The 12,491-nt window shown below is 53.2% G+C and carries 10 protein-coding genes and 1 tRNA gene; 6 read left to right on the forward strand and 5 right to left on the reverse strand.

The window, feature by feature from the left end; translation table 11 throughout:
* Positions 1–427 precede the first annotated feature (427 nt).
* Entirely contained in the window at positions 428–1,240 is an 813-nt protein-coding gene (locus G5149_RS05765) for an IclR family transcriptional regulator (protein WP_041234490.1), read from the reverse strand.
* Positions 1,241–1,612: 372 nt separating this feature from the next.
* A tRNA-Ser gene (locus G5149_RS05770) sits at positions 1,613–1,700 on the reverse strand.
* A gap of 208 nt (positions 1,701–1,908) precedes the next feature.
* Here G5149_RS05770 and G5149_RS05775 point away from each other — a divergent pair.
* The 3 genes from G5149_RS05775 (at position 1,909) to G5149_RS05785 (ending at position 5,258) form a co-directional block, all read left to right on the forward strand.
* Positions 1,909–2,565: a Bax inhibitor-1/YccA family protein gene (locus G5149_RS05775; protein ID WP_227342215.1), complete on the forward strand. Its 657-nt coding sequence runs from the start codon at positions 1,909–1,911 to the stop codon at positions 2,563–2,565.
* Between the two features lie 164 nt (positions 2,566–2,729).
* A complete protein-coding gene (gene yccS / locus G5149_RS05780) occupies positions 2,730–4,883 on the forward strand; it encodes a YccS family putative transporter (RefSeq protein WP_227342213.1) in 2,154 nt (717 codons plus the stop codon).
* Positions 4,884–4,907: 24 nt separating this feature from the next.
* Positions 4,908–5,258, forward strand: coding sequence for a TusE/DsrC/DsvC family sulfur relay protein (locus tag G5149_RS05785; protein ID WP_019446869.1), 351 nt, complete (start codon positions 4,908–4,910; stop codon positions 5,256–5,258).
* Between the two features lie 111 nt (positions 5,259–5,369).
* Here the strand turns inward: G5149_RS05785 and G5149_RS05790 are convergent, their stop codons facing one another.
* From G5149_RS05790 to G5149_RS05800, 3 genes are all read right to left on the reverse strand, one after another.
* A complete protein-coding gene (locus G5149_RS05790; RefSeq protein ID WP_421211988.1) occupies positions 5,370–6,284 on the reverse strand; it encodes a Gfo/Idh/MocA family protein in 915 nt (304 codons plus the stop codon).
* Between the two features lie 128 nt (positions 6,285–6,412).
* Positions 6,413–6,664 carry a hypothetical protein gene (locus G5149_RS05795; RefSeq protein ID WP_227342210.1) on the reverse strand — a complete coding sequence of 84 codons (252 nt, stop codon included), beginning with the start codon at positions 6,662–6,664 and terminating at the stop codon, positions 6,413–6,415.
* Between the two features lie 187 nt (positions 6,665–6,851).
* The gene (locus G5149_RS05800; protein ID WP_421211990.1) at positions 6,852–7,802 is read right to left on the reverse strand and encodes a transposase; all 951 of its coding nucleotides are present in this window, start codon (positions 7,800–7,802) and stop codon (positions 6,852–6,854) included.
* A gap of 197 nt (positions 7,803–7,999) precedes the next feature.
* Between G5149_RS05800 and G5149_RS05805 the strand changes: the two genes are divergently transcribed.
* The 3 genes from G5149_RS05805 (at position 8,000) to G5149_RS05815 (ending at position 12,471) form a co-directional block, all read left to right on the forward strand.
* On the forward strand, positions 8,000–9,499 hold the full coding sequence (locus G5149_RS05805) for a histidine-type phosphatase (protein WP_421211992.1): 1,500 nt from the start codon (positions 8,000–8,002) through the stop codon (positions 9,497–9,499).
* A 406-nt stretch (positions 9,500–9,905) separates the two neighbouring features.
* On the forward strand, positions 9,906–11,630 hold the full coding sequence (locus G5149_RS05810) for an AAA family ATPase (RefSeq protein WP_421211994.1): 1,725 nt from the start codon (positions 9,906–9,908) through the stop codon (positions 11,628–11,630).
* On the forward strand, positions 11,617–12,471 hold the full coding sequence (locus tag G5149_RS05815) for a hypothetical protein (protein WP_421211996.1): 855 nt from the start codon (positions 11,617–11,619) through the stop codon (positions 12,469–12,471). Before G5149_RS05810 ends, G5149_RS05815 begins: the two co-directional genes overlap by 14 nt.
* Positions 12,472–12,491: the final 20 nt, after the last annotated feature.

Here is a 12,491-nt window from a genome sequence, read left to right on the forward strand (position 1 = left end):
GTTACCATCACCACCAAAGCCTCCTCCATGAGGTGCCACGATAACGCTCATCGACCCTCTGTTGAGGGTTCGCCAGAACGGAAATGGGTCAGTGCAGCTGAGCGCAACAGGCAACTGGGTTTGATTATCCGATTGAATTTGATGATTAATTTTTGATGTTTGAGAAGGGCGCTACGCTCTGCCACCATCGACGCAGGTTGGCGACAGTCAGCCATGAACATGGCCCCAAGGCATCAGCAGCTATCCAGTGGCGGGAACAAGATTTAACAATCTGACCAAGTTGCGTTATTGCTGGCCTGATGTTCGAGCAGCAAAGGCTCGGTAGTGCACTGGGTGGCAAAGAAAGGAGGGGGGGATAAACCGAGTGTGGCAGATCATGCAACAAGCCATGCGCTTGCGCATGGCGTTACAAAAAGAGCGCTATTTTTCAGGGATTACCGTTATTCAAACTGAGTGTGCGCGACAGATCGTGCGCAGCATGGATCACCTTATCCCGAATGCGTCCTTCAAACTCCTCTCGGGGAAAACTTTGCAGGGGGCAGCTGACAGAAACCGATGCGATCATGCGGCCGTCACTTAACCGATTTATCGGTGCCGCACAGGCAGCCATCACGGGATTGTAATAGCCCCAGCTGATCAGCGCCGGTTGTCCCCGTACCTCAGCCATGCAAGCCAGCAGTGACTCAATGCTGTTCGGGGTTCCCTCGGTGTAGGTGGACCATTGATAATCACGATATAGCTCGATAATGGCCTCATCAGACAAGTCAGAAAGCAGCAACTGACCGGTGACGGTTGCATGGGCTGGCCATCGGGTGCCCACTCCTACCGTGCTGGTAAACGGCCCTTTCGCCTGATAACGATCGACAAAGACTATGTCTGTCCCCTGACGGATCACCAAATGGCACGCAATGGTAATATCGTCCCGCAAGCGCTGCATGATAGGCCGCGATGGCTCCAGTAAATCCAGCCCCGAGAGATAGGTAAATCCCAAATCCAGCACCCTGGAAGTCAAGCTATAGCGTCTGGACCCATCTGCCTTATACAAAAAGCCACAGGTTTCCAGGGTATAGATAATACGGAAAGCACTGGAACGATTGACATCAATGACTTCGGCAAGCTCTGACACGCTTAATTCTCTTCGCTCTTCGCTAAATGCCTGAAGCGCTCTCAGTCCCCTTACCAAGCCTGGCACTGTATATCTGTCATCTGTCTCCATATATCTCCCTGAAGTACCTGACATTTTGTTAATTAATGGGAAAATTTGACCATGGTAGGGGGGGGAACGTCAATCAATGACCCTCTTTCTCCATCAAATGGCAGGAGACAGTCAACATCCGCGCCGCAGGCGAGAAGCTGACGAGAGTCTATGAGCGGAGCAACAGGATGACGACTCAGGGCTCAAACATGGATGCAGACAACTCAGCCTCAGAGAAGAGACGCTCATCGAGCAGTTAGAGATGAGAGAGATAGCCGTCATCCTGGTTCAAGTCACAAGGTGCGGGGACGCTTTGACGGCATCCCATTTGCGACCAGGAGTACTGTCGAGCAAGACTACACGGCACAGATACAAAAAAGCCCAAGCGGGTGACCGCTTGGGCTTTCTCTTTGAATATGGCGGAGGAGGTGGGATTTGAACCCACGGATGGTCGCCCATCGCCGGTTTTCAAGACCGGTGCATTCAGCCGCTCTGCCACCCCTCCGAACGGCGTGCATACTACGCTAAGCCCTTGTTCATATGCAATACATATTTCCTGTGGGATAGTGTGCGGGAGCAAAATGGCAGGTGGCTTGAAATTGTTCCTCGTCATCCCTATTTGTTCTACATACAATGCGTAAACATGCAGTAACAAACAGCGATCACGAGGCGGCTGCTCGCCGTCTCACCCGGACATAAAGAGGACACCCAAGATGGATACCCGTTCTATCTACACTGGCACCCAAAGTGCCGTACGCGATACCAACAAGGTGCTGCGTAACACCTATATGCTGCTCTCCCTCACTCTGGGCTTCTCTGCCGTGGTGGCGGGCATCGCGACCGTAATGAACATGCCGCCGCTGCACTGGGCCATCTTCCTCATCGGCGTATACGGTCTGATGTTCCTGACCGAGAAGAATCGCAACAACGGCATGGGGCTGGTCTTCACCTTCGCCCTGACCGGTCTGCTGGGCTATAGCCTGGGCCCCATCATCAACATGTATATGAACAATGGTGGTGGCGAGATCGTGATGACCGCCCTTGGCGGCACCGCGCTCACCTTCTTCGGTCTGTCGGCCTATGCCCTGACCACCAAGCGTGACCTCTCTTTCATCGGCGGCATGCTGTTCGTCGGTTTCTGGGTACTGCTGGTGGCCATGATTGCCAACATCTTCCTGCAGATGAGCGCCCTGAGCCTGGCTCTGTCCGCCATGTTCATGCTCTTCTCCTCCGGTGCCATCCTGCTGACTACCCAGCAGATCGTGCGCGGCGGCGAGACCAACTACATCTCTGCCACCGTCACCCTGTATGTCTCCATCTACAACATCTTCCTGAGCTTGCTGAGCCTGCTTGGCGGCAACCGCAACTAATCAGAAACCCCGCTTCGGCGGGGTTTTTATTGGCTCCTCTTTCTGTCAGGATAAGTTGTAAATCAAGGATATGAAGCGAAGTGGCCCTGATTTGGATCAGGGCCACTTCGCGCTTGGCGGGGTAACATCCTGCCCTCGTTTCGTTCAAGGGTTGTTCCTGTTTCATGCCGATGGATCTCTCTGGCCTGCTGCGCCGACTGCTGACCGATAGTCACATCTACTTCGCTCTCAAGGTGCTGCTGGCCATTCTCGGTCTGCTCGCCTTCACCCTGGCCACCGGCAATATCCAGCTCACCGTGCTGCTCTCCCTCGGGGTCGTGGCGGGTGCCATTGCCGAAACCGACGACAGCCTGTGGGGACGCCTTAAAAACCTCGCCATGACGCTCATCTGCTTCATGTTCGCGTCCCTCTGTGTGCAGTATCTCTACCCCACCCCCTGGCTGTTTGCCATCGGGCTGGCCAGCTCCACCTTTATCTTTGTGATGGTGGGGGCCCTCGGTGCCCGCTACGCCACCATCAGCTTTGGCTCGCTGCTGATCGCCATCTACACCATGCTGGGGGCCGCCAAGGCGCCGGATCTCTTCTACCAGCCGCTGGCACTCGGCGCCGGCGCCCTCTGGTACGGGCTGGTCTCGTTTATCTGGCTCTGGCTGCTGCCCTACAAGACCCTGCACGAGCAACTGGCCCAGAGCTACTTCGCCCTTGGCCGCTACCTGCTGGAAAAGTCCCGCTTCTTCCCGGCGGACGAGCACGGCGCCCAGGCCATTCGCCACAATCTGGCCCAGCTCAACATCAATCTGGTGAGCGCGCTGACCCTCACCAAGTCGGCCCTCAACGCCCGCCTGAGCCGCCGCCATCCGGCGAGCCCCGAGCTGGCCAGCCTGCTGCGCCTCTATCTTCTGGCGCTGGAGATTCACGAGCGCGCCACCTCCAGCCACTATCCCTACAGCCGGTTGGAAGCGGAGCTCAAGCAAGGCATCGTACTGGAAGGATTTCAGGAGGTGTTCCTGCAACTCTCCGAGGCATGCCAGCGGCTGGGTTACGCCATTCTGGTGCACAAGCCCTACGCCCATAACAAGCGCATCCACTGGACGCTGGAGGCCCTAGGCGATCAGCTGGAGTTCACCAATCTCAAGCAGCACTACCCGAAAACCCTGCTGACGCCGATGAAATTCCTGCGCCGCAATCTGGCCAGCATCAACCAGTTGCTGGGCAGCGCCGAAGTGCTGCAAAACCCCGAGCAGCCGGAGCAGGATCTGCCAGCGCTGGCGCGCCCCCCCCGCCTGCCGCTGCTAGCCCAGCTCAAGCAGCACCTCACCTTGCACTCCATGGTGTTTCGCCACGCGCTGCGTTTGTCGCTCGGACTGGTGATCGGCTACGGCATACTGCAAACCTTTGATATGGATAAGGGCTACTGGATTTTGCTGACCGTGCTGTTTGTCTGCCAGCCCAGCTACAGCGCCACCCGCCGCCGACTGGTGCAGCGGATGCTCGGCACCTTCGCCGGCATACTGGTGGGCATTCCGGTGCTCTGGCTGTTTCCCGAGCTGCACGTCCAGCTGGTGGTGATGGGGCTGGCCGCTTTCCTCTTCTTTACCCAGGTGCGCAACAACTACAGCGCCGCGGTCTGCTTTATCACCCTCTACGTGCTGATGGCGTTCAATCTGCTTGATGGCATCGGCTTTGCCATTCTCGGGCCCCGGCTGCTCGATACCCTGCTCGGCTGCCTGATCTCTTACGGGCTGGTGGCCTGGCTCTGGCCGGACTGGCAGTACAAGCGGCTGCCGACTCTTATCGCCAATTCGCTCTCGGCCAACGCCCGCTACCTCTCGGCGGTGCTGGCGAGCCTCAAGCAGCAGCGAGACGAGTCCATCGACTATCGGGTGGCGCGCAAGAGCGCCCATCTGGCAGACAGCGAGCTGGCCACCGCCTGGCAGAGCATGCTGGTGGAGCCGCAAAAGCGCCGCCGCTTCCTCGATCTCTGCTTTACCCTCACCTGGCGCAACCATGCCCTGCTCTCCTACATTTCGGCGCTGGGAGCCCATCGCGACAAGCTGGAGGCCATCAGCGGGCTGGATGAGGTGCGCCACCACATCTGCCACACCTTGGAGCAGGCCGCCGGACATCTGGCGGGCAACCCCTCCAGTTCCATCGGTGGTCAGTGCCCGGTGATAAGTCCGGACAGCAGCGAGGAGCAGCTGATGCTGACCCAGCAGCTCAACCTGATCAGCGAGCTGGCGGATCAGCTGCTGCATCTGGCCAACGAGAGTCGGTTGCTCACTGGGGATCAAGGCGCTACCATGCCCGCCCAATCCTGATAGCCCCATTAGCGAGGAGCCCTCATGTCTGCGTCCGAAAAACATCAGCTGGAATTCAACGGCCAACTCATCGAGACCGATGCCAAGGGCTACCTGCTCAACAGCAACGACTGGAGCGAGGAGCTGGCGCTGGTACTGGCTGCGCAGGAGGGGATCACGCTTGAGGAGCCGCACTGGGAAGTGGTGCGCTTTGTGCGCGCCTTCTATCTGGAGTTCAACACCTCCCCCGCCATCCGCGCGCTGGTCAAGGCGATGGAGAAGCAGTACGGCCCCGAGAAGGGCAACAGCCGCTACCTCTACAAACTGTTCCCGGAAGGGCCCGCCAAGCAGGCGACCAAGATTGGCGGCCTGCCCAAGCCGGTAAAGTGCATCTGATCCCATGCATCTCATCCCATAACAACGGGGGCCGCAACTGCGGCCCCCGTTGTTTTTCATGCGTCTTTCTCACGCACCGCGCATTCATGCCACGCGCACTTCCAGCCAGCCTTATCCCCGCTTGTCAGCCAGCACGACCAGCTGCTCCGCCAGCCGGTGACCGTGCAGGTAGGAGGCGATCAGCTCGCTATCCGCCTTGCCGATTTCAACCTGCTGATACCAGTGCGCCAGCATGGCGGCAAAGCCGCGCTGGGCCAGCACCGGCTGCCAGTCGTTGGGGCTCAGCATCTCGGCCTGCTTATCGCGGGCGATGATGCCGCGAGTGCAGTTCTCAAGGTGCAGGGAGAGGTTGTCGCCGTAGGCATCGATGCGCTCCTCGGTGATCCCGGCGCTGCGGTTCATGCTGCCGCTGATGGCACGATCGCCGCTCTGCCAGCTGACGCTTACCCCGGCCAGCAAGCTGTTGTCCTTCGTATCAGGTCGCAATACCGCATGAAAGTCGCCGCCCGGCACGCCGCCATAGAAGCAGAGGCTGTCGAGCACATGGATAAAGTCGTCGAACAGGAAATCCCGCGCCTTGCCCGGCAGAGCGAAGCGGTGTTTCTGCCAGTTAAGCTCGGTAAGCGGCTGGGCCCGCGCCTCGGCCATGGCGGGCAGATAGCGGCGGTTAAAGCCGGTAAAGAGGGGGCAATCTTGCGCGATGGCGAGGTTGGCCAGCGCCTCGGCCTCGGCCAGATTGTCGCACAGGGGCTTGTCGACAAAGGTTGGGATCCCTGCCCGCAGGCACTGCTCGACCAGCTCGCGGTGAACGGCGGTAGCGGCGTGGATCATCACGGCGTCGGGGCGACTGGCCAGCATGGCCGCCACATCGGTAAAGCACTCGGCGACCCGATACTGGCGGGCCAGCTTCTCCAGCACCGCCGGATTGCGGGTACAGAGCAGCGGGGTGACCCGCTCGTCACTCGCCAGCAGCGGCAGATAGGCTTTTTGGGCGATATCCCCCAGACCAATCATGGCAATGCGCATCTCAACTCCTTTTCACTCGATAACGGGACAAGCGGATAACTGCCCGCACCATCGCAGGATTTGTCCCGCAGATCCAGCCTGCCGTTAGCAAACTGGCTGGCGTACGCAGCCCTGTGCAAACGGCGACGTTATTTGGGCATGGCAAGATCGCAGACCGACTTGATCACCTCGGCCAGCCACTCGATGGCGAGATTGCCCTGGCTTTTGCGATGTCTGCCAACCACCACCTCGAACTGCTGCGGCGCCCCGGCCAGCTCCAGCATGCGAAAATCGCCGAGGGTGGCGATGGCCGACGGAATGCAGGCCGCCACGTCATTGACCGACATAAAGGCTTGCAGCGAGGTGTAACAGGGGAGCGTCGCCGAATCAAATTGGGACACCCACCTTTTTGAGCAAGCCACTATCAGGCTACTTGCAGGCCAAATAAGGGGTGTGTATCCGAGCTGATGCCTGCAAAAGTAGGCTGGTGGGAGAGATTGTCAGGTTTAGAAAGCAACAGCCCCTGCACAGCCATTTATTGGACTATGTGCAATACCCGGAGCTATCAGCAGGGTGGATGCAAAGCTATCACAGCCTTGGTTGATGGCATCGTCGCTGGCCACAGTGGCGGGCAAACTGCTGACATTGATATCTGTCCCCCACCACTCTGATCCCTTGTCGCCTGAACAGCGTCACCTGCTTCAACCAGCGAACAGCATCGAGTCCCAATCGTTCCAGAATGGGTCCAAATTGGGCCGGAATATGACCCCGCTTGTCGGGCCGAATAGCACGACCAGTCCAATCAACCAGCATCAGGTAGTCGCTGAAGGCATAAGGCAGCTCTTCAGGCTTACCCTGGCGGGCAAACGGCAGCAAAAGTGGTGGCAAAACCTCAGTAGTAGCAGGCGCGTCAAGGCGCTGTTTGATACTGGTGTATTCACTCTGCTCTGGCCGATCGGTCAACGCAGCTCGTATCGGATTGAGGTCAACATACGCCATACAGGCCAACAAGGCGGATTCGGTGAGCAAAGCCTGACTCTTGAAGCGCCCCTCCCAGAAATGGCCCTTGCAACCATCTTCCTGATTGGCCTGACGGGCCAGATTTTCATTGAGTAGCCGAATAAACCAACTTATGGAGTGAAGCCGCTCCCGCCATTGGGCCAGCAATTGCTGCACGACAGCCAGTTCAGGCTCGATCAACGTCTCCCCCTGATACCAGCGCCTGACCAAATGCGGCCACTGGAATAGCCCCGCCCAGCGCTCAGCCACCTCCCGCTCACTCCAGTTGGCTGCGGTATCGGGCTCCACCTTGAGCACCAGATGATAATGATTGCTCATCACCGCATAAGCACAAATGCCAATTGCAAACAGCCGCGATAGTTGCCCCAACTTGTCGACCACCCACTGACGCCGATGCTCATAACTCTGGCCAGAATGGGCATCGTCACCACACAGAAAGGCTCGCCGCACACAGCGGCTGACCACATGGTAGTAAGGCGTATCCTGCAAGCTGATTTGACGTGAACGGGCAATGGTCATGGCACATCCCTCAACGGTGACCTCTTAAGTCAAGAACAGCCCTACGCCACTGTCAAAAAGGTGGGTGTCCCGAAAAAATGCCCCTTGCTTACTGCTTTATCAGAAGTCATCAGCCTGTCATCTGGCTGACATCCAGCGGTCATTTTCAAGCCATAGAGTTTTTCACTTATTTTTCATATGGATAGATAAGGAACATCATGACTTTCCCGCGCTCTTCTTATGTGGCTTTGGCCGTCTCGCTGGTCTTGCTTGGCGGCTGCCAGTCAGAGAACGAATCGTCTGCCGACAGCCAGGGCAAAACCGCCTATCAATACAGCACCAAAGCGGTCTACAGCCCGCAGCAGCAGGCGGAGAGCTACGAGCCAGCGCCTCAGGGGTTCAGCCCGGTCTTTACCGAGATGGTGGCGCGCCACGGCTCGCGCTCCCTCTCCAGCCCGAAATATGACGTGCTGACCAAGCTAGTATGGGAAGAGGCGCAGCGTCAGGGGGCGCTCACTACCCTCGGGCAGGGGCTGGGAGGCAAGGTCGATCTGGTGACGGCCGCCAACCAGAAACTGGGCTACGGCCTGCTCTCGGCGCTGGGCAAGGAGGAGCACGCCAATCTCGCCACCCGACTGGCGGCGCGGCTGCCGACCCTGCTCAACAGCAGCGAGCCCCACTGCATCAAGGTGGTCACCTCGGGCAAGGACAGGGCCAACGAAAGCGCCTTCTACTTTATGGAGAGCCTCAAGCGCAGCGTGAACTATGTCAGCGACTCGGCGCAGTGCTACCTCACGCAGGATGACCCCTCGAAGATCGACAAAAAGCTGGTCAACAAGTTCGAACTCTACTTCCACAAGACCACACCCGAGGGGGATTACGCCCGCTACCTGCCCGCCTATGAGAGCTACCAGCGCTTTATCGGTGACGAAGATGCCGCAATCGCCCCGGCCCCCGAGCTGGCCAGGGCGCTGGATCAGCTTAAAAACCTGAGCAAGACCAAAGAGATGGCCCGCAGCATGCTGGAGCGTATCTACAGCAAGGGCTTTGTCGACTATCTGGCGGGCGGCGTCGAGTTTGTCGCCGTCAACCCGGAGGATGGCGGCATGACCTATGTGCGCGACGAGGTGGATGCCGCCCTGATGCTCTACAACCTCTTTATCATCGGCCCCGGCATGATCCGCGAAGCGCAGGCACAGGGCAGCGAGCCCTGGGCGCTGGAGCAGTTCCTGACCTCGGAAGAGTCTGCCTGGTTCTCCTACCTCTCCGATGCGGAAGATTTCTACGAGAAGGGGCCGAGCTTTGCCAACCAGAATGCCCCCTACGCCATTGCCCAGCCGCTGCTCGACGGCCTGTTTGGCGAGGTGCAGCGTCAGGTAGTAGAAGGCGAGCAGAGCCGACGGGCCACCCTGCGCTTTGCCCACGCCGAAGCCATTATCCCCCTCGCCGCCCTGATGAAGCTGGAAGGGAGCCGTCAGGGGGCCAGCCCGGATCAGCTGTTCAGCCAGCAGAACAACGAGTGGCGCGGCGGCTGGGTCTCCCCCTATACCGCCAATATTCAGTGGGATATCTACCAGAACGGGCAGCGGCAGGTGCTGGTCAAGATGCTCTACAACGAAAAGGAGATCGCCTTTAAAACAGGCTGCCAGCCCTACCGAAGCGGCAGCCACTACTACGACTTCGAGGAGCTCAAGCGCTGCTACGGCTATAACGGCTAACCCCAAACACGCCGGATATGGCAATCACAAGGGGCGACCAGCAGGTCGCCCCTATTCACTCCCCTTCCCTGCTTGCCAAAGCGGGATATGGCGATAAAGCCGCCTTCCGGTTCCATTTGCTGATCAAGCTCAAAAAATGATTAATTTCTGATAGTTAAGTCACTTTAAGACTCGCCTCGGCAGTTTCGTTTGGCTTACCATGGCCATTCAGAATCTGTTGAGCTGCGATGGGTTGCTGCCAGCGCGGGTCAAGGGAGCATATTGGAAGCTGTAATCCACGGGCGGTAGCGTGAGATTTGGTGCTCTTACGCCTCACACAGAAAGGTGGGTGTCCCTAGTGTCCCTGATTTCCTCCACTACATTCCCTCATATTTAATTGCTAATGTTTTATTTGGAATCAAAATGAATGAAAAACTATAACGAAGATAAAAATGAACGTGATTATTTTAATGTTTATTTTTGTAGAAGTGACATTCCCCAAAATTCATTTTCTCGCCCAGCGATATTATTATCCCCAAGAAATGGCAGTTGGAAAAATAACGATAGCTGGGATAAAAACTCATTTAGCTGGAATGATTTTAAATACCGATGTATATATGACTATAAAATCATTGAGCATAATGAAAAAGAAATTGAAGGGTCATTATTTCTTGGCTTTGTATCAAAAGATTCAAGAATAGAAGCTGATGGTCAATTATCTCCAGATATTGATATAATAAGGGCGGAGGAACTACCAAGTTTTTTCACACTACAAGGTGAGATGCAAGATTATCGCTTTCTGGTTAATAAACATGGGAATAAAAAATCTAATACGATTCTGTTAGCATTAAATGACTTAGTTGCCTCTAAACGAATAAGCCAAAGAACGAAGCTTATCAATGATGCAATAAAAACTGATGTGTTTCGTTTAGCATTCATGAGAGAATCAGGTCGTTTTTTTGCATACCATAATGCAGACTATATTCTTGATGGATTAGAGGATGAAATTTACTCACGAATATCCACTAAGCTATCGTTGAATTATAAACTAGCCGGATTTCCTGAACCGCACTCATTTAATATGCAGTTTGATATAGAAAGTATTCTCCCCAAAAGAATCTCTGTATTAATTGGTCAGAATGGTATAGGTAAAAGCCAAGCTCTTAATACTATTGCAACATCTTTAACTAAAGGAGGGGATAGTTTCTATGACACTGATTCTGGAGACAAACCAATAATAAGTCGTTTACTGGCTATAGCAACACCAGGAGAAACAACAAATACTTTCCCACCAGAAAGAACTAATAGGAGAATAAAATATCGGAGGTTAATACTTGATCGAAACTCAAGATCAAAAAACTCTCGAGGCTTCTGTGATCTTTGCATTCAACTTTTGCGTTCAGAGGAATCTATCGGTTCTAAGTATCGGTGGGATTTATTTAAAGAAAGTATTAGTTTTCTTCCAAACATAAAAAACATTGTAATACCATTGAATCAAGAAATATCTGTTAATGCCCCTCATGTATTTAGCATAAGAGATAAAATCTATGTCCCCCTCTTAAAACTTAACCATGGGGGGGAGCAGGCAAAATTAGAAATACAGGGGGCTATCATCAACAATGCTAATCCAATGCTTCACATTAATGGAGAGGTATTCCCTTTAAGTAGTGGCCAGCTCGCATTCATTAAATTTGTTGTTCAAGCTTGCTTATTTATTGAAAATGGTACTCTAGTATTGCTTGATGAGCCTGAAACACATCTTCATCCAAACTTTATAACTAAATTTATTAGGACCTTAGATCAATTACTTAAATTAACAGGTTCAATTGCAATTATTGCAACACATTCAGCTTACTTTGTTCGTGAAGTACCAAGAACACAGGTACTTGTATTCAAAGAAGATTCAAATGGTCATGTAAACATTCAAAATCCAAGACTAAAAACCTTTGGGGCTGATGTAGGTTCAATCTCATATTTTGTATTTGAAGACGAAATAACAAATGCATTAGTAGATGACTTGATTGACTCTTTTCAGACAAGAATAAAAAACAGGGCGGCCTATTTAAAAGGTCTTGAATCTGAATTGTCCTCAGATATTTTAATGTACCTGCGCCGTAAATTAAATATTGAGGTTACAAATGAAGGAAATTAATCCTCCTTATGTAAATGACATTGAGGAATTACAGCTACTAGCAAATAATACCAACCTTGGTAGTTACCCTCAATTATTAGGGAATTACATTGTATTTCGTGACCAGTACTTAAAATACATATCAAATAAAGGAGACCCTTGGAACATAAAATCGCTAATAAACGATGATGACCTCAAAGGAGCACTTGTAACACACTATAATAGCGCACCAAAAGGAAGGCTTGAATTTATAGATTTCTATAGACGAAATTTATCTCCAGATATATGCCCAATGTGTGGCGGCCCTGGTAATGGGACCGTAGATCATTATTTACCAAAAGACCTTTATCCAGAGTTTTCATTTTTCTCCCATAATTTAATTCCAGCATGTAATTGCAACTCTCTGAGAGGAACAACAATAAAAGGGGATACATCACCCCAAAGGGTTATACATCCATATTTTGACACCTTTTTAAACGAAAGATTATACATAGCATTATTTTCTGGTGATTTTGATGCCCCAAAAATATCTATAGATATAATTGATAAAAACCACCCCAACTTCGACATTTTAAAATTTCATCTGGACGAGGTAATAAATAATGCAGCAACTCAGGGTTGGTTTGAAAAAAACTGGGCTAAGTTAAGTAAGAAGGCACATCTTATTTTAAAATACTTTCTTCCACCTAAACCTGAAATAATTACAGTGGATAGTCTCAAAAAGACTATTGAAAACTATATTGACAGTAAAGATTTGGAATTCGAAACGCCTAATAACTGGCATTCGATTTTTTATTCTGGAATTATTGATGATATTCCTCGATTAGAACGCCTTGTATATATTATAAACAGCTCGAGATAAGTTTAATAAAAAGGCGACCA

Origin of the sequence: Aeromonas sp. 600479 (genome assembly GCF_049175515.1) — a bacterium.
Taxonomy (GTDB): Bacteria; Pseudomonadota; Gammaproteobacteria; order Enterobacterales; family Aeromonadaceae; genus Aeromonas; species Aeromonas veronii_A.

Bases quoted from the DNA above. Each gene is read 5' to 3' on its own strand.
- G5149_RS05785 (WP_019446869.1), top strand. From the start codon at position 4,908: ATGTCTGCGTCCGAAAAACATCAGCTGGAATTCAACGGCCAACTCATC.
- G5149_RS05765 (WP_041234490.1), bottom strand. From the start codon at position 1,240: ATGTCAGGTACTTCAGGGAGATATATGGAGACAGATGACAGATATACA.
- G5149_RS05800 (WP_421211990.1), bottom strand. From the start codon at position 7,802: ATGACCATTGCCCGTTCACGTCAAATCAGCTTGCAGGATACGCCTTAC.
- yccS (WP_227342213.1), top strand. From the start codon at position 2,730: ATGCCGATGGATCTCTCTGGCCTGCTGCGCCGACTGCTGACCGATAGT.
- G5149_RS05810 (WP_421211994.1), top strand. From the start codon at position 9,906: ATGAAAAACTATAACGAAGATAAAAATGAACGTGATTATTTTAATGTT.
- G5149_RS05815 (WP_421211996.1), top strand. From the start codon at position 11,617: ATGAAGGAAATTAATCCTCCTTATGTAAATGACATTGAGGAATTACAG.
- G5149_RS05775 (WP_227342215.1), top strand. From the start codon at position 1,909: ATGGATACCCGTTCTATCTACACTGGCACCCAAAGTGCCGTACGCGAT.
- G5149_RS05790 (WP_421211988.1), bottom strand. From the start codon at position 6,284: ATGCGCATTGCCATGATTGGTCTGGGGGATATCGCCCAAAAAGCCTAT.
- G5149_RS05805 (WP_421211992.1), top strand. From the start codon at position 8,000: ATGACTTTCCCGCGCTCTTCTTATGTGGCTTTGGCCGTCTCGCTGGTC.